This is a genomic window from Streptomyces sp. 5-10, assembly GCF_014712245.1.
GTDB lineage: Bacteria > Actinomycetota > Actinomycetes > Streptomycetales > Streptomycetaceae > Streptomyces > Streptomyces violaceusniger.
In genome coordinates this window covers 1-22679 of sequence record NZ_JACVYG010000046.1, presented here as the reverse complement: position 1 = coordinate 22679, position 22679 = coordinate 1, and the positions used below count along the sequence as shown (strand labels likewise).

21 protein-coding genes and 2 pseudogenes are annotated in these 22679 nt (G+C 71.5%); 9 read left to right on the top strand and 14 right to left on the bottom strand.

The window, feature by feature from the left end; genetic code table 11:
• Positions 1–122: 122 nt before the first annotated feature.
• Both trxA and IEJ02_RS36380 read right to left on the bottom strand, forming a co-directional pair.
• Positions 123–473, bottom strand: coding sequence for a thioredoxin (trxA, locus tag IEJ02_RS36385; RefSeq protein ID WP_223865059.1), 351 nt, complete (start codon positions 471–473; stop codon positions 123–125).
• A gap of 88 nt (positions 474–561) precedes the next feature.
• Positions 562–993, bottom strand: coding sequence for a MerR family transcriptional regulator (locus IEJ02_RS36380; RefSeq protein WP_191068704.1), 432 nt, complete (start codon positions 991–993; stop codon positions 562–564).
• 119 nt (positions 994–1112) lie between these two features.
• Between IEJ02_RS36380 and IEJ02_RS36375 the strand changes: the two genes are divergently transcribed.
• Both IEJ02_RS36375 and IEJ02_RS36370 read left to right on the top strand, forming a co-directional pair.
• A complete protein-coding gene (locus IEJ02_RS36375) occupies positions 1113–2501 on the top strand; it encodes a serine hydrolase domain-containing protein (protein WP_137978687.1) in 1389 nt (462 codons plus the stop codon).
• Between the two features lie 457 nt (positions 2502–2958).
• A complete protein-coding gene (locus tag IEJ02_RS36370) occupies positions 2959–4254 on the top strand; it encodes an SGNH/GDSL hydrolase family protein (protein WP_191068703.1) in 1296 nt (431 codons plus the stop codon).
• A 69-nt stretch (positions 4255–4323) separates the two neighbouring features.
• Here IEJ02_RS36370 and IEJ02_RS36365 read toward each other — a convergent pair whose 3' ends face one another.
• The 3 genes from IEJ02_RS36365 to IEJ02_RS36355 all read right to left on the bottom strand — a co-directional run bounded on the left by IEJ02_RS36365 (position 4324) and on the right by IEJ02_RS36355 (position 5916).
• Complete coding sequence (locus IEJ02_RS36365) at positions 4324–4779, bottom strand: GNAT family N-acetyltransferase (protein WP_191068702.1); 456 nt, start codon at positions 4777–4779, stop codon at positions 4324–4326.
• Between the two features lie 74 nt (positions 4780–4853).
• Entirely contained in the window at positions 4854–5342 is a 489-nt protein-coding gene (locus IEJ02_RS36360; RefSeq protein ID WP_191068701.1) for a MarR family winged helix-turn-helix transcriptional regulator, read from the bottom strand.
• 67 nt (positions 5343–5409) lie between these two features.
• Positions 5410–5916: a DUF2269 domain-containing protein gene (locus IEJ02_RS36355; RefSeq protein WP_137978684.1), complete on the bottom strand. Its 507-nt coding sequence runs from the start codon at positions 5914–5916 to the stop codon at positions 5410–5412.
• 197 nt (positions 5917–6113) lie between these two features.
• On the opposite strand from IEJ02_RS36355, the gene IEJ02_RS36350 reads away from it, so the two are divergent.
• The 3 genes and pseudogenes from IEJ02_RS36350 to IEJ02_RS51185 all read left to right on the top strand — a co-directional run.
• On the top strand, positions 6114–6746 hold the full coding sequence (locus IEJ02_RS36350) for an HAD family hydrolase (RefSeq protein WP_191068700.1): 633 nt from the start codon (positions 6114–6116) through the stop codon (positions 6744–6746).
• 353 nt (positions 6747–7099) lie between these two features.
• Complete coding sequence (locus tag IEJ02_RS36345) at positions 7100–8719, top strand: globin domain-containing protein (RefSeq protein ID WP_191068699.1); 1620 nt, start codon at positions 7100–7102, stop codon at positions 8717–8719.
• Between the two features lie 154 nt (positions 8720–8873).
• Positions 8874–9548 (top strand): annotated as a pseudogene (locus tag IEJ02_RS51185) (pyridoxamine 5'-phosphate oxidase family protein); the annotation flags it as partial.
• Between the two features lie 752 nt (positions 9549–10300).
• Here the strand turns inward: IEJ02_RS51185 and IEJ02_RS36335 are convergent.
• From IEJ02_RS36335 to IEJ02_RS36315, 5 genes and pseudogenes are all read right to left on the bottom strand, one after another.
• Positions 10301–10810: an NUDIX domain-containing protein gene (locus IEJ02_RS36335; RefSeq protein WP_191068698.1), complete on the bottom strand. Its 510-nt coding sequence runs from the start codon at positions 10808–10810 to the stop codon at positions 10301–10303.
• 42 nt (positions 10811–10852) lie between these two features.
• The gene (locus IEJ02_RS36330; RefSeq protein ID WP_191068697.1) at positions 10853–11749 is read right to left on the bottom strand and encodes a LysR family transcriptional regulator; all 897 of its coding nucleotides are present in this window, start codon (positions 11747–11749) and stop codon (positions 10853–10855) included.
• A 227-nt stretch (positions 11750–11976) separates the two neighbouring features.
• Complete coding sequence (locus tag IEJ02_RS36325; protein ID WP_191068696.1) at positions 11977–13173, bottom strand: cystathionine gamma-lyase; 1197 nt, start codon at positions 13171–13173, stop codon at positions 11977–11979.
• Positions 13170–13771: pseudogene (locus tag IEJ02_RS36320) on the bottom strand (low molecular weight protein-tyrosine-phosphatase). Before IEJ02_RS36320 ends, IEJ02_RS36325 begins: the two are co-directional and overlap by 4 nt.
• A 24-nt stretch (positions 13772–13795) precedes the next feature.
• Positions 13796–14176, bottom strand: coding sequence for a phage holin family protein (locus IEJ02_RS36315; protein ID WP_191068695.1), 381 nt, complete (start codon positions 14174–14176; stop codon positions 13796–13798).
• 77 nt (positions 14177–14253) lie between these two features.
• Between IEJ02_RS36315 and IEJ02_RS36310 the strand changes: the two genes are divergently transcribed.
• From IEJ02_RS36310 to IEJ02_RS36300, 3 genes are all read left to right on the top strand, one after another.
• A complete protein-coding gene (locus IEJ02_RS36310; protein ID WP_137978678.1) occupies positions 14254–14571 on the top strand; it encodes a cupin domain-containing protein in 318 nt (105 codons plus the stop codon).
• Between the two features lie 219 nt (positions 14572–14790).
• Complete coding sequence (locus tag IEJ02_RS36305) at positions 14791–14985, top strand: DUF5326 family protein (RefSeq protein WP_020870014.1); 195 nt, start codon at positions 14791–14793, stop codon at positions 14983–14985.
• Between the two features lie 485 nt (positions 14986–15470).
• The gene (locus IEJ02_RS36300; RefSeq protein ID WP_037954688.1) at positions 15471–15908 is read left to right on the top strand and encodes an SsgA family sporulation/cell division regulator; all 438 of its coding nucleotides are present in this window, start codon (positions 15471–15473) and stop codon (positions 15906–15908) included.
• A 107-nt stretch (positions 15909–16015) separates the two neighbouring features.
• Here IEJ02_RS36300 and IEJ02_RS36295 read toward each other — a convergent pair whose 3' ends face one another.
• Positions 16016–17470: a YibE/F family protein gene (locus tag IEJ02_RS36295; RefSeq protein ID WP_191068694.1), complete on the bottom strand. Its 1455-nt coding sequence runs from the start codon at positions 17468–17470 to the stop codon at positions 16016–16018.
• Positions 17471–17651: 181 nt separating this feature from the next.
• Between IEJ02_RS36295 and thiC the strand changes: the two genes are divergently transcribed.
• Positions 17652–19421, top strand: a complete 1770-nt coding sequence (gene thiC / locus IEJ02_RS36290) for a phosphomethylpyrimidine synthase ThiC (RefSeq protein WP_137978676.1) — start codon at positions 17652–17654, stop codon at positions 19419–19421.
• A 123-nt stretch (positions 19422–19544) separates the two neighbouring features.
• Here the strand turns inward: thiC and IEJ02_RS36285 are convergent, their stop codons facing one another.
• From IEJ02_RS36285 to IEJ02_RS36275, 3 genes are all read right to left on the bottom strand, one after another.
• Positions 19545–20417, bottom strand: coding sequence for a BRO family protein (locus IEJ02_RS36285; RefSeq protein WP_191068693.1), 873 nt, complete (start codon positions 20415–20417; stop codon positions 19545–19547).
• 119 nt (positions 20418–20536) lie between these two features.
• A complete protein-coding gene (locus tag IEJ02_RS36280; RefSeq protein WP_191068692.1) occupies positions 20537–21385 on the bottom strand; it encodes a hypothetical protein in 849 nt (282 codons plus the stop codon).
• A gap of 190 nt (positions 21386–21575) precedes the next feature.
• Positions 21576–22673, bottom strand: a complete 1098-nt coding sequence (locus tag IEJ02_RS36275; protein WP_191068735.1) for a metallophosphoesterase — start codon at positions 22671–22673, stop codon at positions 21576–21578.
• Positions 22674–22679: the final 6 nt, after the last annotated feature.

Genomic DNA, 22679 nt, shown 5'->3' with positions numbered 1-22679 from the left:
GCCCCCACTGCCGGCCACCTGATAGCCGCTCACGGCCGCTGACGGCCGCCCCCGCTGATGGTCATGTCCGGCCAACGTAGCAGGGGCGGTTCGGCCGCCGCTCCGGCGCGCGTCAGATCGCGTCAGGGACAGGGTCGGAGCGCATCGCCGAGCTCCTCCAGCAGCCGCCGCTTGCTGCGGGCCCCGACCAGCGACCGCACCGGCTCGCCCGCCCGGAACAGCATCAGCGTCGGCATCGAGAGGACCCCGTACGCGTTGGTGGTGGAGGGGTTCTCGTCCACGTCCAGGGACACCACCTTCAGCCGGTGGCCCTCCTCCTGTGCGATCTCCGCCAGCACCGGCGCGATCATCCGGCACGGGGGGCACCACGAGGCGGTGAACTTCACCAGCACCGGCAGCTCGGCCGCCAGCACCTCCTCGGCGAAGGTGGCGTCCGTGACCGTGGCCACTCCCCCGGCGTGTGTCAGTGGCATGTCGTATCTCCCTTTGGGGTCCTTGCTCGGAGTCGTTGCTTCGGGGTCGTCGGGGTCGTTGTTCGGAGCTGGCGCGGAGGCGGTGGCCTCACGGGCCGGGCGGTGTCAGCTCGCAGCGCGGCTCCGGGGCCCCCTCGGGTGCCGCCGCCGCTGCCTCCAGCTCCGCGCGGGCCCGCTCCGCCTGGACGAGCTGGGTCCCGACCCGCTCCCGGATGACGCTCAGCCGGGCGATGCACTCGTCCAGCTCGGCGAGCTTGCGCCGGTAGACCTCCAGCGAGGCGGGGCAGGAGTCACCGGCCGGATGGCCGGAGCGCAGGCACTCGACGAACGGGCGCGTCTCCTCCAGCTCGAAGCCGAAGTCCCGCAGCGTGCGGATCTGCTGGAGCAGCCGTAGATCGTCCTCGTCGTACGACCGGTAACCATTGCCGGTGCGACGCGCGGGCAGCAGCCCGAGCGACTCGTAATAGCGCAGGGTGCGGGTGGTCGTACCCGCCCGTTCGGCCAGCTCTCCGATCCGCATGGCTTCGACGGTAGACCTTGACCCCGGCGTCAAGGCCAGAGCGCGGTGCGGGGCCGGGTGGTACCCGGCCGCCAGGCCGATGACTGACCGTTGTCAGACCCTCGCCGTACAGTGCCGATATGACCACACCCGACGTGGATGAGTTCGCCGAGCCGCTGCCCGCCACCCGCCGTGCCCTGCTGCGGCGCCTCGCCCGCGGCCAGGCCGAGGGCCGTGCCCCGTCCATGGTCGGGGCCGTGGTGCGGGAGGGGCGGCTGGTGTGGACGGGTTCGCGCAGCTCTGTGGACGGATCCGCACCGGACACCGACACCCAGTACCGCATCGGCTCCTTGACCAAGACCTTTGTGGCGGTGCTGGTGATGCGGCTGCGCGACGAGGGGCTGCTGGACCTCGGCGATCCGCTGGCCAAGCATCTGGACGTGCCGGAGGCCGAGGGCGCGACCGTGGCCCAGCTGCTCTCCCACACCTCGGGTCTCGCCGCCGAGGCCCGCGGCCCGTGGTGGGAGCGCACACCCGGGGCGCTGCGGCCCGAAACCGCCGATATCTTCGGCGAGCGCCCGCTGATCCACCCCGCGGGCCGCCGTCACCACTACTCCAACCCCGGTTTCGCGCTGCTCGGCGCGCTGGTCGAGCGGCTGCGCGGAGCGCCCTGGGGCGAGGTGCTCGCGCATGAGGTGCTGGAGCCGCTGGGGATGGGGCGTACGTCGCTCGAGCCGCGGGCGCCGCACGCCGGGGGATGGGCCGTGCACCCCTGGGCGGATGTGCTGCTGCCCGAACCGGCCGAGGACACCGGGCGGATGGGCCCGGCCGGACAGCTCTGGTCGACCGCCGGGGATCTGGCCCGCTTCGCCGCCTTCCTGCTGGACGGGGACGAGCGGGTGCTCGGCGCGGAGTCGCTGGCCGAGATGCGGGCGCCCGCCGTCGCCCCCGAGGAGGGGGACTGGGACGGCGGCTATGGCCTGGGGACGCAGCTCGTCCGGCACGGCGGGCGGTTCCTCCACGGCCACACCGGCTCCATGCCCGGCTTCCTGGCCTCGCTGTGGGTGAGCGCCGAGGACCGGCTGGCCGGGATCGCACTGGCCAACACCACCTCGGGGCCCGCGATCGGCGCCATCGCCGCCGACCTCATACGGATCGTGGCGGAGCACGAGCCCCGTATCCCCGAGCCGTGGCGGCCGCTGACCGAGGTCGATCCGGCGCTTCTGGCGCTGACCGGCCCCTGGTACTGGGGCCCTCGCGCCTACCATCTGCGACTGCGCGCGGACCGCGGACTGGAGCTGTCCCCGGCCGCCGGGGGAGGCCGGGCCTCCCGCTTCAGGGCCGAGCCGGACGGCACCTGGACGGGGCTCGACGGCTATTACGCGGGGGAGACGCTGCGGGTGGTCGAGGGGGAGGGCGGCGCCCCGGCCCATCTGGACCTGGGCACCTTCGTGTTCACGCGGGAGCCCTACGCCCCGGATGACGTGGTGCCCGGCGGGGTCGACCCGGAGGGCTGGCGCGTGCCCTGAGGGGAGGCGGGGCGGGAGGGTGCGGGGTTGCGGCGTTCCGGCCCCTGCCGCCGCACCGCGCGGTTTTGTGGCCGCGACTGGCCCCGGGCTGCGCCGGGCGGGCCATGCGGGGCCTCAGCGGGCCGTCGGCCGCCTTCGGCGCGCCGTGACCGCGCCGGACGAGGGGAGGCCATTCCTGGGGGGAGGCCATGCCCGGACCCGGCGGCCGTAGCCTGACCCCGCCAGTGGTACGCACGGCCGGGGGCTGGGTCGGCGGTGCGGTGGGCGGCAGGTTGGTCACCGGTTCTCCCGTACCTCGGTGCGTCGGTGCGTCGGTTCGCCGGTACGTCGGTTCGTCGGGTACGCCGGTGCGTCGATACGCCGGAGCTCACGTGCTCACGTGCTCACGTACCCCCGTGACCCGTACGGGAGCGGCCTGACCAACCCACTCATCCGCCCCTCCCCCAGGAGCCCCGCCATGCGCTTGTCCACGCTTCGTCTCAGCGCCTCCCTGCTCGCCCTCACCACCGTCATGGCGGCCTCCATGGCCGCCTCCGGGACGGCCACCGCCCGGCCCGGGGGCCCGGCGGCCGGCCGCGACCGGCCGGGGACCGTCTGGTCGGCCGGGTGGGCCGCCCCCGTCCAGCGCCCCAGTTCGGGCTTCGAGAAGAACTGGGCCGAGAGCGGCTTCGCCGAGCGCACCGCCCAGACCCTGCGTCAGGTCGTCCGGGTCACCGGCGGCGGCACGGCCGCCCGGATCAGGCTGTCGAACCGTTACGGCACCGCGCCGCTGCGGATCGCGGGCGCGACCATCGCCCGTACCGCGCACGGCGCCTCCGTCCACGGCGCGAGCCTGCGCCCGCTGACCTTCGTACACCGGAGGTCGGTGGAGATCCCGGCGGGCGGGGAGACGGTGAGCGACGCGGCCCCGCTGCGCGTGGCGGCTCGTCAGCCGGTCACGGTCACGCTGTACTTCGACCGCCCGACCGGTCCCGCCACCTTCCACGCCCAGGCGTACGCCCGCAGCTTCCGCGCGGACGGCGACCACCGCGCCGACCGCGCCGGGACGCCCTTCACCGAGACCACCCACTCCTGGTACTACCTCTCCGATGTCGAGGTCACCGGCGGTCCGCGCCGCCCGGGCACGGTGGTGGCCTTCGGCGACTCGATCACCGACGGCTTCGGCTCGACCTACGACGCCGACCACCGCTGGCCGGATCTGCTGGCCGAGCGCCTCGCGGCCGCGGGTACCCCGCGCCCCGTCCTCAACTCCGGGATCGGCGGCAATCTGCTGCTGCACGACTCGGCCTGGTACGGCGACCGGGCGGGCGCCCGCTTCCGGCGCGATGTCCTGGACAAGCCGGGCGTACGGTCGGTGATCCTGCTCGAGGGGCTCAACGACATCGGCTTCAGCGAGGTGGACCTGCCCACCTACAAGCCCAATCCGCAGGTGTCGGCCGAGGAGGTGATCGCCGGTTACCGGGAGTTGATCGCTCTCGCGCACGCCCGCGGGATCAAGGTCATCGGCGGAACGATCCTCCCGTTCAAGGGCACCGAGTACCACACCCCGCGCTCGGAGGCGAAGCGCGCCGCGATCAACGAGTGGATCCGCACCTCGGGCGCCTTCGACGCGGTCGTCGACTTCGCGGAGGTCATGGCCGCGCCGTCCGATCCGCTGCGGCTGAACCCGGCGTACGACTCGGGCGACTTCAAGCACCCGAACGACGCGGGCTACCGGCGGATGGCCGAGGCCGTCGACCTCGCGACGCTGTGAGGCCGCCGACGGGGAGGTGAGACCAATAAAACCAGTGAGAACAGGTGAAACAGATGAGACCAGGTCAGTTCAGGCCAGCGGCAGCTTGAAGCCGATGTGGCTGGCCTCGAAGCCGAGCCGCTCGTAGAAGCGGTGGGCGTCGATACGGGTCGCGTCCGAGGTGAGCTGCACCAGCACACACCCCTCGCGGCGCGACTCCTCGACGGCCCATTCGATCAGCTGCGTGCCCAGCCCGCCGCCGCGCTCCTCGGAGTGGATCCGGACGCCTTCGATGATCGAGCGCGTGGCGCCGCGCCGCGACAGCCCGGGGATCACGGTCAGCTGGAGGGTGCCGACGGTGCGGCCCTCCCGGACCGCCACGACCAGCCGCTGCTGCGGATCCGCGGCCAGCCGATCGAAGGCGGCGCGGTACGGGGCCAGGTCGTCCGGGGACTCCCGGCGGGCGCCGAGCGGGTCGTCCGCCAGCATGGCCACGATCGCCGGGATGTCATCGGCGGTCGCGCGCCGTATCTCGAAGTCGCTCATGCGGTGGAGCCTACGTGGGGGCCCGCGAGCCCCGGACGGTGGCGACGGGCCCACGGCCACCGGGGATCAGCACGTCAGGCCCCTCGGCACGCGGTCCCGGTCAGCCCCTCCACGGCGGCGACGAGGGGTGCCAGCTCCGGCCGCCGGGCGGCCTCGGCAAGGGCCTCGCGCAGCGCGGCGTCATGCGTCGGCCGCGCCTCCTCCAGGAGCTTCAGCCCCTCGTCGCTGACGTTGGTGTAAATGCCGCGGCGGTCGTCGGGGCAGATGTAGCGGGAGAGCAGACCGCGGTCCTCCAGCCGGGTGACCAGCCGGGTCGTGGCGCTCTGGCTGAGGACGACGGAGTCGGCGAGCTGCTTCATCTGCAGATGGCCGCCGTCGCCGTCGTGCTGCCCGCTGAGTACGTTGAGCACGGAGAATTCGCGGACGCTCAGATCGTGCTTGGCCTGCAGCGCGCGCTCGATATGCGTCTCCAGTCGGCCGTGCAGGGAGGACAGGGCGCACCAGCCCTGGGCCAGGGCCTGTTCTGCGGGCGGGGCGACGGCGCCGTGCGGTTCGTCCGGCATGGAACCCCTCCTTGGTGGGTGAGCGGATTCCAGGATAGTCCAGGGATGAAATAGACCGCGTATGCAATTATCGGTGCTTTGTCGCCCGCAGCCGCCTCCCCCGGGCGGTCAGCCCCCAGGGCTTGATCACCGAGATCGCGGTGAGAAAGGTGTAGACGCCCAGGCTGACCGACGGCGCCAGGATCAGATCCGTGGTCGCCCCGACCGCCCGCCCCGCCACCACATCGGCCATCGCGGCGTCGATCCGGGCGCGCAGGGCGAACGCCGTGGCGGCGGTGGTGATCAGCGTCAGCCAGAACTTCACATACACCCACCGGTGGCGCGCCAGCCCCCAGGGCGTCCCCAGCGACAGCACGATCCCGCTGGCCAGCGACAGCAGGCTGATCGGGATCAGCAGCCAGTCGCCCAGCACATTCATCGACCGGTACGCCGCCCCGGCCTCTTCGGCCGAGCCGGCCATGGCCCCGGTGATCCCCAGGGCCAGCACCCCGAGGGTCAGCCCGAGCCATCCGACGGAGACGACGACATGAAGGACGAGGAGGCCCCGGCGCACGGGGCGGGTGAGTTGCCGCATGCCCCCACCGTGGCGGCGCGGCGGCCCCGGGGCGTCTGACGTCGGGAGTATCCGCGCGTACTCCCGGCGGCGCGGGCGGGCCGGGGTCGCCGGGGCGAGGCGATGGCTCTGGGTCGGTGTGCGATGGCTCCGGGCCCAGCGAGTTGGCGTCGGGCCGGGGCGGTGGGCGTCGGCGGGTGCATCTACGCTCGGCTGGTATGACCAGACTGCATCTGTTCGATCTGGACGGGACGCTCATCCACGGCTCGGCCGCCGCGATCGAGATCTCCCGGCAGCTCGGTCTGGAGCGGGAGATCGCCGCGCTGGAGCGGGCGTTCGCGGGCGGGGAGCTGACGACGGCCCAGTTCGCGGAACGGGCCTGTGCGCTGTGGGCGGCCCTGACGGAGGAGCATGTGGCGGCGGCGTTCGAGGGGGCGCCGTGGCTGGCCGGGATCCGCGAGGTATGGGCGGACATCCGGGCGCGGGGCGAGCGCTGTGCGGTGATTTCGCTCTCGCCGGGCTTCTTCGTGTCGCGGCTGCTGGAGTGGGGCGCGGACGCCACGTACGGCTCGGCCTGGCCCGCCGTGCCGTTCCGGGAGCCGGTGGATCCGGCGGGGATCCTGACCCCGGCCGCGAAGGTCGGGATCGCCGATGAACTCTGCGCGAAGTTCGGTTTGACCAGGGATCACTGCGTGGCCTACGGGGATTCTCTGTCGGACGCCGAACTGTTCACGGTGGTTCCTGTCTCGGTCGCCGTGAACGCCGACCACCATGTGAGCGAAATCGCATCCCACGCCTATAGCGGTCGTGATCTCCGAGAGGCTTACGAATTGATGGGTAACCGCTCGTAACTATCGGTAATTACATGAGTTCGTGGGTGTAACAGATGTAGGGCGCTTGGGGCTTGTGAATTCATCCGGGGCCGGTAGGGTCGGGTCCGGTTCCGTGCGGCGTGCTGTAACGGGGTCAGAACGGGCATCCCAGGGCAAACCAGCATAAGGGGAACGCAGCCCCCGTTTGCCGGACTTCGGGGCTATGTGCCCGGGGCGGGGAACGAGCATGGCATGCTGCCCGGATGAGAGTTACGGAGAGGGTCGGCACGACCATTCTCACTTGAACCAGTGCACCAGGACGGGGAATTGCGGGCACATTCCGGCAGCGGAAGTGCGAAGACCGACAGAAAGATGTTCGAGGCGAGGCAACCATGGACGCTCCGACCACCACATCGTCGGCCGGCAGCGACGGCTCCGGCGGAAACAGTGGCGACTGGGGCTGGTTCACCCCGAGCAGGAAACCGGCCGAGGACCGCAGGGCCCCGGACCAGCAGAGCGATGAGCGCGCGCCCAGCCGCCCGGTGAACCCGATACGGCCGGTCGGCACCGGAGCCGACCGCCGTACCCCCGCGGAGCCGGCCCCCGCGCCCGGCCCGGGAGCGGGCGACCGCCGCACCGACGACCGCCGTACGGATGACCGTCGCCCGGACGACCGCCGTACCGACGACCGCCGTACCGACGACCGCCGTACCGACGACCGCCGTACGGCCGACCGCCGGGCCCCCGGCCCCGCGGGGCACGGCCCCGCCGCCCCCGGCCCCGCGGCCCCCGGGCGCGAGGAGCATCAGCGCCCCGACGAGGTGGCCCCGGCTCCGCAGGACGTCCGGCCCGGCCCCGACTCGCCGTTCATCGCGCCCGAGACCGCCTCGCCCGACGCGATCCTGCTGCGCCGCACCATGGCCGAGGTCGAGCCCATCAGCGACAAGGTCACCTCGTACTTCTACGCGCTGCTCTTCGTCCAGCACCCCGAGCTGCGGCCGCTCTTCCCCGCCGCCATGGACGCCCAGCGCGACCGGCTGTTCAAGGCGATCCTCACCGCCGCCCGGCTCATCGACGACCTCGACATCCTCACCGAGTTCCTCTCCCGGCTCGGCCGCGGCCACCGCAAGTACGGCACCCAGCCCGAGCACTACCCCGCGGTCGGCGAATGCCTGATCGGCGCGCTCACCCGCTACGCCGTCACCACCTGGAGCGACGAGGCCGAGGCCGCCTGGGTGCGCGCCTACACCCAGATCTCCCAGATCATGATCGACTCGGCCGCCGAGGACGAGCTGATCGCCCCCGCGTGGTGGCAGGCCGAGGTGGTCGGGCACGAGCTGCGCACCCATGACATCGCCGTGATCACCGTCCGCCCGGACCAGCCGTACCCCTTTCTGGCGGGCCAGTACACCTCACTGGAAACGCCCTGGTGGCCGCGGGTATGGCGGCACTATTCGTTCGCCTCGGCGCCGCGCCCCGACGGGCTGCTCTCCTTCCATGTGAAGGCCGTCCCGGCCGGATGGGTGTCCTCCGCGCTGGTGCACCGGGCCCGCCCCGGCGATGTGATCCGCCTCGGTCCCCCCGCCGGTTCCATGACGGTCGACCACGCCAGCGACAACGGGCTGCTCTGCCTCGGCGGCGGCACCGGTATCGCGCCGATCAAGGCGCTGGTCGAGGACGTCGCCGACCACGGCCGCAACCGTCCGGTCGAGGTCTTCTACGGCGCCCGCAACGATCACGACCTGTACGACATCGACACCATGATGCGGCTGGCCCAGAAGCATCCGTGGCTCGCGGTCCGCCCCGTCGTCTCCGACGGCCCGACCAACGGCCTCAGCGGCCGGCTGCCCGACGCCGTGCGGCAGTACGGCCCGTGGAACGCGTTCGACGCCTATCTCTCCGGGCCGCCCGGGATGATCCGCAGCGGTGTCGACGCACTGATGGGCATCGGCATTCCGTCGCACCGCATCCGGCACGACTCCATCGAGGAGCTCGCCGCGGCCGCGGAATAGGACGCGGGCACGGACGGCATACGACGAAACACCAACACTAGGCAGGCATTCCGGCGATTCCGGACGGCGAATCAGGACGGGGACGAGAACCGTGGACAGTGCGGAGCACCTGGACGACCGCGCCTGGCGTCCGGGGAGCGACGGCGAACACCATCTGCAGCGGCGACTGGGCACCGTCGACCGCGCCGACCGTTTCTACGACGACCAGGTGCTGGATCACCTGAATGTCCGGATGCGGGAGTTCATCGGGCGCCAGGAAATGTTCTTCCTGGCCACCTCCGACCGGCACGGGGAGTGCGACAGCACGTTCCGGGCGGGTCCGCCCGGCTTTCTGAGAGTGCTCGACACGCGCACGCTGGCCTATCCCGAATACCGGGGGAACGGCGTCCTGGCCAGCCTCGGCAATATCCAGGAGAACCCCCACCTCGGCATTCTCATGGTCGACTTCTTCCGGGACCGGATCGGGCTGCATGTGAACGGCCGGGCCCGGGTGGTGGAGGACGCCGAGATGCGCGAGGCGCACGCCGACCTGCCGCTGGACCCGGTGCCGGGGCGGCGCGCGGTGGTGTGGGTCGAGGTGACCGTCGAGGAGGCGTACATCCACTGCGCCAAGCACATCCCGCACCTCCAGAAGGTCCCGGCGCAGCGGCGCACCGGCGGTGGCGACGCCGCCGGGCGCCGGGGGCTCTCCGGTGACCAGGCCCTTGAGCACGGCCGGGAGCGGGACTGGGGGACGGACGACGTCAAGCGGAAGGGCGGCGACTTCTTCGGCGCCGCGGCCGAGGCCCGCGAGGGCCGCCGGGTCCCGCCCGCGCCGCCTGCTTCGCCCACTCCGTCCGGCCCGCACGCTCCGTCCGGCCCGCTTGCCCGGCCTGCGCCGCACGCTCCGTCTGCCCCGCTTGCCCGGCCTGCGCCGCCCGCGCCGCCTGCTCGGTCTACCTCTCCCGCCCAGCCCGTTCCGTCTGCCCCGCCCGTCTCAAGGCCCTCGTGGGCGGTGGACCTGCCGGGTCAGCCTGCCCGGCCTGTTCCGGTTGCTCAGGCCGAGCTGGAGGTCTCGGGCCCGCAGGCTCCGGCCGCCCAGGCCGCCCCGGATCCTCAGCCCCTGACGGACTCGGACACTCAGGTCCTGGCCATCCCTCCCGCCCCGCCCACGTCACCGGTCTCGTGGCCGGTGGGCCTACCTCCCCAGACCGCTCCGACCGCTCAGGACGCCCTGGGCCCTCAGGCTCCGGCCGCCGGACCCGCGGCACGGCCCGACCCGGCGGCACAGCCAGAACCGGCCGCGCGACCCGAAGCGGCCGACCTCGCTCGGCGGGCCGCTGAGCCCTCGGTGGTGCGTGATCTCAGCCCGGCCATCCGGCCGCCGGTCCGGCCCGACGCGGGGCCCGAGGACTGGCGGGAGGAGGCCGAGCGGGTGCTGGCCGAGGCGCGTCAGCGGGCGGCCCGGAAGACCCAGCAGCCGTTCAGCGGCTGGTTCCGTTAGGGCCTGGCCCGGCAGAGGATCCTCTTCCGCTGGTCCTGTGGTCCTGTGGTCCTGTTCCGCTGGTCCTGTCCGCGAAGATCCACCCGGCAGGGCCTCGCTCAGCCGAGGTCGTCCGCGAGCAGGGCCAGCACGCCCTCGATGTTGGCGTCGAGATAGGCCCGCAGCGAGGGCGGCACCACCTCGACCGAGGCGATCCCCTCGCGGGTGAACGGGACGCTCACCACCTCGTACTCCCCGCACGGCTCGTCCACCTCCGGGCCGTGCCGCCGGGCGAGGTCCATCGAGGCGAGTCTGCAGACGAAGAAGTGCTGCACCTTCACGCCGGCCGCACCCACACCCCCCGAGCCCTCCGCGCTCTCGTCGGGATGCGGGACGGTGTCGACGAAGGCGGGCACCACGTCCACCACCTTCGCGCCCAGCTCCTCGTCCACCTCGCGGTACAGGGCCTCGACGACGGTCGCGTCCTCGGGCTCCATCCCGCCGCCCGGGGTGATCCAGTACGGCGCCTGGCCGGGCTTGGTGCGCTTGATCAGGATCATGCGGGGCGCGGTGTCGCCGTCGAGGAGAATGGCACGGGCGGTGCGCTTGACCACGGGTCGTTCGGTCATGCAGGACATCTGCCGCACCCTTGGTCCCGCGAAACCACTTACTCACCAATCGACAGCCGCGCGCAACAGCCACTCGTGCGCCCGCGCGATATGCGGCAGCGCGAGCGCCCCCGTCCGTACCACCAGGAAATAGGTGCGCAGCGGCGGCACCGGCGGGTTGAGCAGCGCCACCACCTCCCCGGCGTCCAGCGCGTCCATGCACAGATAGCGCGGCAGGACGCCGAGCCCGGCGCCCCGCGCGACGCAGGAGAGCACCGCGCGCAGATCGGGCGCGATGACCGTGCCGGCGGTGACCGGCCGGGCGTCGAAGACGGCCGACCAGTAGCGGGTGACCAGCGGCAGGCTCTCATGCACCTCGACGACGGGCAGCGCCTCCAGCGCCCGCACCCCCTTGACCTGGAGCACCGCTGGGCCGCCGAGCCGGGCGGCCCAGCGCGGGGCCGCGACCAGCACATGCTCCTCGTCGCACAGCGGGGTGGCGGCCAGCAGCCGCCCCCGTGGCCGGGCGGTGGTGATGGCCAGGTCGTGATGGCCGGCGCCCAGCCCCTCGAACAGCTCCTCGGCGCTGCCGAAGGCGCAGCGCACCGCCAGCCCCTGGGTGACCAGGGTGGTCAGCGCGGGCAGGGCGCGCAGCGCGGTGAACTCCGGAGGGCCCGCGAGATGCAGGGTGCGCAGCGTCGAGCGGTCGTCGAGGCCCGCCTCGGTGATCTCCACCAGGGCGTCGAGATGCGGCGCGGCCTTGTGGGCGAGTTCGTCCCCGACCGTGGTGGGGACGACGCCGCGCGCCGTACGGAGGAACAGGGGGCGGCCGAGCTGCCGCTCCAGGGTGCGTATCTGGCCGGTGACGGCGGGCTGGGAGAGCCCGAGCAGCCCGGCGGCGCGGGTGAAGGACCCGGCGCGGTGAACCGCGACGAAGGTGCGTAAGAGGGCCAGATCCATGCGGTTCCCCTCGCCTCGTCGCGCCCCGAACGCATGCCAACTATAAATATGCCGATAGGTCCATGTCGCTACTGTGATTGGACACTGACGCTGAGTCAACTAGCCTTGTTCGAGCGGTTCTCCACGAGAAGAGCCGGGGCGTCTCAAGCCACGAGGGGGGAGGCTTGAGACGCCCGCACAGGCATACCCGCCCGCTTTCAGCCACCCGCCCAGTGGACGCCGTGTCGTCAACCACCCGCCCCGGTGGACGCCGCGCCGGATGCCGGGTCCGCGCCGGATGGCGCGTCCGCGCCGGATGCCGCGTCGAGCGCTCGCAGCACATCGGCGATCAGGTCCTCCGCGTCCTCCGCGCCCACCGAGAACCGGATGAAACCCTCGGGCACCGCGTCGCCGCCCCACCGTCCGCGCCGCTCCGCCGTGGAGCGCACCCCGCCGAAGCTGGTGGCGTCGTCCACCAGCCGCAGCGCGGTCAGAAAGCGCTCCGCGTGCTCCTTGTCCGGCAGGGTGAAGGAGACCACACAGCCGAAGCGCCCGCCGCGCATCTGCCCGGCCGCCACCCGGTGGGAGGGATCGGTCGGCAGACCGGGGTGGCGCAGCCCGGTGATCTCGGGGCGGTCGCGCAGTGCCTCGGCGAGGGCCAGGGCGGTCGCCGCCTGCCGGTCGACGCGCAGTTGGAGGGTGGCCAGGGAGCGGTGGGCGAGCCAGGCCTCCATGGGGCCGGGGATCGCGCCCACCGTCTTGCGCCAGGCCCGCACCTCCGCGGCGAGCCGAGGATCGCGGCAGGTCACATAGCCGAGCAGCACATCGCCATGGCCGGTGAGCGCCTTGGTGCCGCTCGCCACGGCGAAGTCCGCGCCGAGTTCCAGCGGGCGCTGGCCGAGCGGGGTGGCGAGGGTGTTGTCGACGGCGACCAGCGCGCCCCGGGCGTGCGCGGCGTCGGCGAGCCGGCGGATGTCGCAGACATCCAGTCCGGGGTTGGACGGGGTTTCCAGCCACAGCAGCTTCGTCCCGTCGCCCAGGGCCTCCAGGGCAGCCAGCTGGGCGTCCTCGCCGGTCGGGGCGGTACGTACCGTGACCCCGTAGCCCGCCAGCCGCTCGATCAGCGCCGGGAGCAGCTGATAGCCGTCGGACGGCAGGACGGCCGCGTCGCCCTGGCGCAGCTGGGACAGCAGGACGGCCGAGATCGCGCCCATACCGGAGGAGAAGACGACCGTCTCGGCGTCGGTGCCCGGCGACTCCAGCTCGCTGATCGCCCGCTCCAGCAGGGACCAGGTGGGGTTGGCGTCCCGGCCGTAGGTGTAGGGGCCGACGGCGTCGCCGGGGAGGTGGTAGTGGGCGGCGAAGACCGGGCCCGGCAGCGTCGGCTCGTACGCCTCGGCCTCGGGCAGTCCGGCCCGTACGGTGCGGGTGCCGTCGCCGGTCATGCGGTCTCCTTCCCCGCGTCCGGGCCACCGGCGGCCGACGCGTGCTCGCCACGGGCGCTCTCCGCGCCCTGCTCCGCGGGGTCGATCTTCTCCGCGGTGTCGATGGCCTCGGCGACCGCGTCCAGCAGCCCGCCGCTGGCGGACTCGATCATCTCCAGGCACTCCTCGAAGTCGTCCAGCCCGCCGAAGTAGGGGTCCGGCACATCGAGGCCGCCCAGCGCGTCGTGGTCCGCGTCCGGGTCGTAAGCCGCAGCAGCCGTACCTTCGCGGCGTCGTGCGGGGTCGGCGCGAGCGCGCGCAGCTCGTGCAGATGGCCGCTGTCCAGGGCGATCACCAGATCGAGATGATCGAACCACTCGGCCTGGAACTGGCGCGCGGTGTGATCCTGCTCATAGCCATGGGCGGTCAGTACGTCGATGGCGCGGCGGTCGGCCCCGTCGCCCTCGTGCCAGGGCCCGGTGCCCGCGCTGTCCACCTCGAGGAGGCCGTCCAGCCCGGCCTCCACGGCATGGGCGCGGAAGACATATTCGGCCATCGGCGAGCGGCATATGTTGCCGGTGCAGACAAAGCAGACACGGTAGGGCGACGGGTCTCTCATGCCTTTCATCATCTCCGGCCGTGATCAGTCCTTGTCGTCGGGCAGCACGACGTGCAGGGCCCACGCGACTATGGAGACGATCAGGCCACCGAGCACCGCGGTGCCGAAGCCGTCGACGTGGAAGGTCAGGTCCAGCTTTCCGGCGAGCCAGGAGGTCAGCAACAGCATCAGGGCGTTGATCACCAGTGTGATCAGCCCGAGGGTCAGGATGAACAGCGGGAAGGCCAGCAGCTTGACGATCGGCTTGACCACCACGTTCACCACGCCGAAGAGCAGCGCCACGAGAATGAGGGTGAGCGCTTGGCGGCCGGTGTTGTCACCGGTCAGCGTGATGTCCTTGAGCAGCCAGATGGCGACGCCGAGGGCGCCGGCGTTCGCGATCGTCTTGACGAGAAAATTCTTCATGGTTGAGATCGTCGCAGACAGGCCCCGGCGCAGGCAGGGGCACCGTAGGCATGGGTCAGGTAGGGGTGGAGAGGCGAATGAAGGCGTTCCGGCTGGATGAGCTGGAGGCGGAGCGGGCCGCGAACGACGGCGCGTATCTGCAGTTCCTGCGGGAGCGGAACATGTCCGTGGGGCTGTACGCGCTGAACGCGGGCCAGGCCGACCCGCAGTCGCCGCACGGCCAGGACGAGGTGTACGTCGTGATGAGCGGCCGGGCGTCGATCACGGTGGGGATGGAGACGACGCAGGTGGGGCGGGGCAGCGTGGTGTACGTCCCGGCGGGCACGGCGCACAAGTTCCACCACATCACCGAGGACCTGAGGGTGCTGGTGGTGTTCTCGCCGCCGGAGGGCTGAGGCCGTCGCGGGGCTTGATGCCGCCGGAGAGCCGATCCCGGCCCAGGGCCTGTCCATCGCGGAGCCGACGTGTGGCCGGCCGGTCCCGTAGGGGTCCGGTCAGGGGAGGACGGGGGGCGCGGGCCGCCCGCGTGCCTTCGTCCCGTCCTAGCATCGACGGCAGGGAAGACCGGCCGTCGGCGTCCGGACCCACGGCTCGGAGAGAAAGCAGGGAGTCACGTGACCACGAAGGGGATATTCCAGGGCTTGCCGTGGTGGGTGACCTGGATCGCGATACCGGTCCTCGTCCTCGCCGTGTTCGGCGGCCTGATCATGAGCGTGATCGGGTTCGTGGTGAGCCTCGTCTTCAAGGCGCTGCTGCTGGTGGTGCTGATCGCCGGGCTGATCTACGTCGTACGGAAGTTCACTTCCTGACCCGCCGCGCGGCGCTCGCCGCGTCACCCAGGCGCTGACGCGTCCCCGCAGGCCTTGACGCGTCCCCGTGGGCCCTGACGCATCACCGCGCAGGCCCTGACGCGTCCAACGCGGGCCCTGACGGACCCCGCCTCGCGCGGATACGCCGCGCGAGGGATACCGCCGGGGCGGGAGCACCGCCCGGCGCCACCCCTGCCGTTACAGTGCGAGTCCTCGGCGTTCTTCCTTCGGCGTCTGCCTCGCAACAACACCCCGGGGGTGCCTGTTGACGACAGCGATCTTCGATACGGCCGGTGCGCCGGCCCCGATCTCCCGCCCACCGGGCCCGCGCCGTCCGCGCCGCCCGGCCCCGCGGGTCTCCTCACGGCAACACTGGCCAGTTTCGTTCCCTCACACGAGGCAAACCGACTCCGCACCGCAATCGAGTCGCTACGCTCCAGAGTCGGCGAAGCGCAAACAACCCGGGGCGGCGAACGATGCGTGAGATGCGTGACACAGTTCAGGCGGAAGTGACGATGACCTTCCTGGTCTCGCAGGATCTCTCCTTCCGGATTCCGGTCGAGCTGTCCTACGACAGCAGCGACCCCTATGCCGTCGAGATCACCTTCCATTTGCCCGGCGACGCGCCGGTGAGCTGGGCTTTCGCGCGGGAGCTGCTGCTGGACGGGTTGAGCAAACCCACCGGCGAGGGGGATGTGCGCATCGCCCCCGCCTCCCCCGAGGGGCTTTCGGACGTCTTCATCAGACTCCAAGTGGGATGTGAACGTGCCCTGTTCCGGGCCGGGGCCGCTCCGCTGGTGGCCTTCCTCGATCGGACGGACCGGGTGGTGCCTTTCGGCCAGGAGCCGGCGGCCTGTGACCCGGTCGGCGATCTCGATGCCGAGCTCCACCGCATCCTGGCCGAGGACCGGTACGCGGGCTGAGCGCCGGATGCGCGGCGGGCCGAGGGCCGGTGTTGTGCCGCGTACGCCCCGGCCGGGCAGTGTGCCCGACGGCTCGGCGCCAGCTCAAGGCATCCTCACCCGTCGGCTCAGCGCGTTTTCGCCCGGCGGCGCCGCCCGCGCCCGCCCCGGCCGGTCCGGGCCGCCTGGGCGCCGCCCGCGTCGGCCACCCGCTCCGCGCCGCCGTCCGCCGCCGGGGTGCGGTCCGCGGAGACCACGAGCACGGCCAGCGCGGTGGTCACCGGCACCGAGGCGACGAGCCCGATGCTGCCCACCAGCGTCCGTACGATCTCCTCCGCGACGATCTCGCTCGTGGCGACCGTGCCCACCCCGCTGTCCGCGATGGAGAACAGCAGCAGCAGCGGCAGCGACGCGCCCGCGTACGCGAGCACCAGGGTGTTCACGACGGAGGCGATGTGATCCCGCCCGATCCGCATCGCCGCCCCGTAGAGCTTGCGCCGGGACGTGGTCGGGTCCGCGTCCCGCAGCTCCCACACCGCCGAGGTCTGGGTGACCGTCACATCGTCCAGCACGCCCAGCGAGCCGATGATCACGCCCGCGAGCAGCAGTCCCCGTATCTCGATGTTCGGATAGAGGCCGTGCACCAGCCCGGTCTGGTCGTCCGTGTTGCCGGTCAGGCTCGCCCAGCCGATGAACAGCGAGCCCAGCACCCCGATCAGCAGCAGTGACACCAGGGTGCCGAGCACGGCGACCGACGTACGCGCCGTCAGCCCATGGCACATGTACAGCGCGAGAAGCATGATCGCGCTGCCCCCGACGACCGCGACCACCAGCGGATTGGAACCCTGGAGTATCGCCGGGAGGATGAACAGTGTCAGCACCCCGAAGCTGATCGCCAGCGCCACCAGCGCGAACACCCCGCGCAGCCGCCCCACCACCACGACCGCGAGCGCGAACAGCCCCGCCAGCAGCGCCATCGGCATCGACCGGTCGACGTCGGACACGGAGTACTGCAGTTCCTTGGGCGCCTTGGGAGCGTACGACAGCTTCAGCTCCTGCCCGGCGCTGAACTGGCGCGAGGCGTTGGGCTGGACGATTTCGGGGAATGTGCGGCCTTTGTCCTTGCCCGAGGTGACCTCGATCGTGGCCTTCTCGCAGACGCTCTTCTTCCCGCCCTGCCCAGCGGGCCCGGAGCTCCCGCCCTGCCCGGGGGCGCCGTTCTGGGCGGCGCCGTCCTGGCCGGGCTCGGTGGGCGCCTGCGGCTGGGCGTTGACATCGGCGCAGTTCACCTCCTCGACCTTCACCACCCGTCCGGCCACGGTCGTCTGGTCGAAGCCGAGACCGCTGCGGCCGTGCGCCTTGTGGTCGGGCGTGCCGCCCGGCCAGAGCACGATCAGACCGGCCACGACGGCGACGGCGAAGGGGATGAGCACCGCCGCGATGATCTTGCGGAGGCGCGCGGAGACAGGGGCGGCGGGGCCATGGCCGTGGGAGTGGCCATGGGAATGTCCATGGCCGTGGCCATGCGCCTGATCGGAGGGGCGGGGCTGCTCGGGCGGGTGGTCCTGCTGGATGGTGGTCACGGTCGCATCATCGCAAGAGACGTGGGCCCCCTGTTCAGCGCTGTGGATAAACCGTTAGCGTGGTGACGAACCTTTGCAATCGCGGGAGCTCGGAGCACCGGGCTGAGAGGGCGCTGACGCTGACAGCTGCGCCGACCGCTGAACCTGTTACCGGGTAATGCCGGCGTAGGGAGTGGGTCTCATGACTCAGCAGGATGCACCATCGCGCGCCGAGAAGGCCGAATTCGGCTGGCATAAGGGATATGTCGCGGGTTCGCGCCCGGACCTCCGGGTCCCGGTCCGCCGCGTGCACCTCACCAACGGCCAGGATGTGACGCTGTACGACACCTCCGGCCCATACACCGACCCCACCATCGAGACGGATGTCCGCCGCGGCCTGGCGCCGCTGCGGCAGAACTGGATCGTCGCCCGCGGCGACACCGAGGAGTACGCGGGCCGTCCCGTCCGCCCCGAGGACGACGGGATCAAGCACACCTCGCCCCGTGGGGGGCTGCGCAACCTCGACGCGGTCTTCCCCGGCCGTCCGCGCCAGCCGCGGCGCGGCCGCCCGGGCGCCCCCGTGACCCAACTCGCCTATGCGCGGCGGGGCGAGATCACGGCGGAGATGGAGTACGTGGCGATCCGCGAGAACGTCTCCCCCGAGGTGGTCCGGGAGGAGATCGCGGCGGGCCGCGCCGTCCTCCCGGCCAATGTGAACCACCCGGAGATCGAGCCGATGATCATCGGCAAGCGGTTCCTGGTGAAGGTCAACGCCAACATCGGCAACTCCGCCGTCACCTCCTCCATCGAGGAGGAGGTCGAGAAGATGACCTGGGCGACCCGCTGGGGCGCCGACACGGTGATGGACCTCTCGACCGGCCGCAACATCCACACCACCCGCGAATGGGTGCTGCGCAACTCCCCGGTCCCCATCGGCACCGTGCCGCTCTATCAGGCGCTGGAGAAGGTCGACGGCAAGGCCGAGGAGCTGACCTGGGAGATCTACAAGGACACGGTCATCGAACAGGCCGAGCAGGGCGTCGACTACATGACCGTCCACGCCGGCGTCCGGCTGCCGTACGTCCCGCTGACCGCCCGCCGCAAGACCGGCATCGTCTCCCGAGGCGGCTCCATCATGGCGGCGTGGTGCCTCGCCCACCACCAGGAGTCCTTCCTCTACACCCACTTCGAGGAGCTGTGCGAGATCCTCGCGGCGTACGACGTCACCTACTCGCTGGGTGACGGACTGCGCCCGGGGTCGATCGCCGACGCCAACGACGAGGCGCAGTTCGCGGAGTTGCGCACGCTCGGCGAGCTCAACCGGATCGCCAAGGAGCACGGTGTCCAGACGATGATCGAGGGCCCGGGCCATGTCCCGATGCACAAGATCAAGGAGAACGTCGACCTCCAGCAGGAGGTCTGTGAGGAGGCCCCCTTCTACACCCTGGGCCCTCTCACCACCGACATCGCCCCCGCCTACGACCACATCACCTCGGGCATCGGCGCCGCGATGATCGCCTGGTGGGGCACGGCGATGCTCTGCTACGTCACCCCCAAGGAGCACCTGGGCCTGCCGGACCGCGATGACGTCAAGACCGGCGTGATCACCTACAAGATCGCCGCCCACGCGGCCGACCTGGCCAAGGGCCATCCGGACGCCCAGGCATGGGACGACGCGCTCTCCGACGCACGCTTCGAATTCCGCTGGGAGGATCAGTTCAACCTGGCCCTCGACCCGGACACGGCCCGCTCGTTCCACGACGAGACCCTCCCGGCGGAACCGGCCAAGACGGCGCACTTCTGCTCGATGTGCGGGCCCAAGTTCTGCTCGATGAAGATCAGCAGAAGCATCACGGAGCAGTTCGGCGGCGACGCCGACGCGACGCCCGAGGAGATCGAGGCGGGGATGCTCCAGAAGTCCCGGGAGTTCGCGGAGGCGGGCAACCGCGTATATCTGCCGATCGCGGACTGAGGCGTGGACGCGTAGGCCGAAATCACGGGTGACGCCCGGCAGAGTGGCCGCATCAGGCGGTATGTTGCAGGGCGGGTCCGAAGCCGCAACTTCGATTTGCGACTTCGGACCCTCCGCGTGTCGCTACGCGGGCGGGAGCTCAGCCACGTAGATCGGGTTCCCGCTGTCCGTCAGCCCGTTCTGACGGATGCAGCGGTGCTTCTGGAGAAACCGCAGACAGTCGTGCACCCGCTGCCGGGTGAGCCCCGTCTTGTCCGCGAGCGTCTCCAGCGAGTAGCCGATCCGGCCGGCTTCCGCCAGCGTGGGAAGGATGTAGACGGCCACCGCCCACACATCCTCGGTGATGCTCAGCCGGGCCTTCCACTGTGCGAACAGATCCTCCGTCCTGAGCCTCAGCTCCCGCTTGTCCGCCTCGGGCTCCGCATCCGGTCGGCAGCCCAGAGCGTCGAGGATCTGTGACCAGGCCTGCTCGGACCGGTGCAGGGAATCCAGTACCTCCGTATGGAAGCGTTCGGTCCGCATCTCCAGTCGGACGATCGCGTCCATGAGCTCGCTCGGTGGAGTGGGGCGGGAGACCTCGGAGACCTCCAGCGCGTAAGAGCCCTCGCGCTGGATGGTGGCGATCACCCGTGAGACCCACTGTTTGAAGGGCAGGCACGCAGGTTTGGTGCAGCCATTCACCAGCTGAATCAGCCCTTGCAGATTCACCAGATGCAAGTCTCGGCGCCACTCCCTACCTGCGGGAATGCTGAGACTGTAACGTGAGGTTACGTTCTCGAGCGTAGACTTTCCGCCAGGCTGCACATGATCTGCCAACGCCTTTCGCGGGTTGCTGTGGCCGAGTTCCGCGCAGACGTCGACCGTCGGGAACCAGTGTTCGCCATCCGGCATGGTCAGTCGGCGAAGCCGGGCTCCCGTGGCCGCGTAGACGAAGTCGTTGACGTCCATGGCGTCGTGCCGGGCGGACGGGCCCGGCGGTGTGTTGTGTTTGCGCATCGCGCATCACCTCCACCAACGGACGCTAAACATCACCGTCCACCAATTCCCCCGAATAGGCGGAAGTTCCCTCGATCGGTGGGTAATTGATCAATCAGGGGACAAACCGCACGCCAGCGCTAATCCGGCTGGTGCTCCGGCCCGCCGTAGTCGGGGCTGGTGTAGTCCGGGCTGCTGTAGCGGGGGCGGGCCTTGGGGCCTTCGCCGTCGGTGCTGAAGCCGGGGCGGCTGTAGCCGAGGTGCGGGGTGCGGCTGACCGCCTCGGGGTTGGTCGGGACGTACGCGGCGGGCGACGGGGCCGAGGGGTTGGCCAGGGCCTCGCGGAGGAACGGCAGGATGCCGCGCTCCAGCAGGGCCTCGCGCCAGACCTCTCTGGCGCGGTCCACCTCCTCCAGCCGCTCGCTGCGCGCCTCGCCGCGGATCGCGCTGGAGCCGTTGCGCAGCGCGGTCAGGAGCAGTCCTACGGCGGCGATCAGAATGCCCGCGGCGGTCAGCGCGGCGAAGAACCAGCCCGCGGTGACCATCGGCCGGGCGATGGACGGGGCCGGGTCCAGGACGTTGAGGACGTAGCCGACGATGAGGAAGATGATCGCGGCGGCGCCGGCGAGCACCGGGGCCAGCACCGCGAGCATGGCCACGAGCCCCGCTCCCGCGGCGTCCTGCATCGCGCCGGCGAGCCCCACCGTGCCGTCCGGCTGCTCGCGCCGGCCCACGTCCCCGGCGAGCGGGAAGAGCGGCGCGGGCTCGCGCAGTTTGGCGCGAGTCTCGCGGTAGGTCTGGTACTCGTCGGCCGCGCATGCCGCTATGGCGGCCGATGCCCCGAGCGCCATCGTGCGCAGCTGCTCGGCAGTGAGCCGCTGCCCGAGACCCCTGAGGTCCGGGCGACGGTCCGCGGTGCGCAGTGCCTCGTCGAGAACCCGCTCGAACTCCGGGCGGTCCTCGGTCAGCAGGTGCGGAGCGCTTTTCATGGTGCATCCCCCGATGCTCCGTAGGGCCGTGACGGCCGGCTTTGCCGGGCAGTCGGGCGGAAACGGAGGAGAGCCTGCGACGGATAAGCCGATGGTAGAGCCGATCCGGCGCGGGGTGACAGCAAGTTTCCCGAATTGCTCCCGCGCCGGTGAAACCCTCTATCTGCCCCGGACAGCGTCCGCTGAATCCTCAGTTCGCCAGGGGAAGTTGAACGACCAGCAGTTTTCCGGCCATCGTGATGCCGCCGTCCATGGCCACCGCGAGATTGTCCGCGTAGACATGCGGGCCCTCGACCGCGGGCGCGCCGCCGTCCTCGCCGTCCTCGGAGCCGACCTCGCCGAGCAGATACGGGATGGGGCTGTGGCCGTGGACGATGCGCTCCCCGCCGTAGGTGTCCAGCAATTCGCGGGCCGCCGTGGGCCCGGCGTCCTCGTCGCGGAAGGCGAACCGCTTGGTGAATTTGCGGAACAGGTCCCAGCACTCGTCGGCGTCGCTGCGCTGCAGCGTCTCGGTGACGGTGTCGTTGACGGCCTCGATGGAGTCGCCGTACTCCAGATAGGCGGTGGTGTCGGAATGGACCAGCAGATGGCCGTCCTCCTCCGCCATCGCGTCCAGCCGGGACATCCACTGGAGGTGGTGGTCCTCGAGCCGCTCCATGTCGCTGCGCTGGCCGCCGTTGAGCAGCCAGGCCGCCTGGAAGGAGGCGGTTCCGGCACCGGAGTTGACCGGCGTGTCGCCGAACCGCTTGGCGCCGATCAGCAGCAGCTCGTGATTGCCCATCAGCGCCTTGCAGTAGCCGCCCGCGGCGGCGGCCTCGGCGGAGAGCTGCATGACCAGGTCGATGACGCCGATGCCGTCCGGGCCGCGGTCGGTGAAGTCGCCGAGGAACCACAACCGGGCGTTCCCCGCGGACCAGTTGCCCTTGGCGTCGATCAGCCCTTCGGCGGCGAGTGCCTCGCGCAGCTCCTCGTGGTAGCCGTGGACATCGCCCACGACGTACAGCGGGCCGGGGCCCTCGTCCTGGGCCAGCGGGCCGTCCTCGGGCTCGGGCACCGGGGTGAGCGCCACGGTGGGGCGGTCCTGCGGCGGGACGAGCGGGGTGTCCTTGATGGTGTGCCCCGGGCCCATGACCGGAAGCCGCTCGGTCGGGGTGTACTCGGCGGGCAGGGGCGTGGGCGCTTCCGGCGCGGGCGCCCCGGGCGCCGGTACGCCGGGTACGGGCGCGCCGGGTACGGGTACGGGCGCGCCGGGAGCGGGCGCCTCGGGCGCGGGCGCGGGCGGCGGCACGGGCGC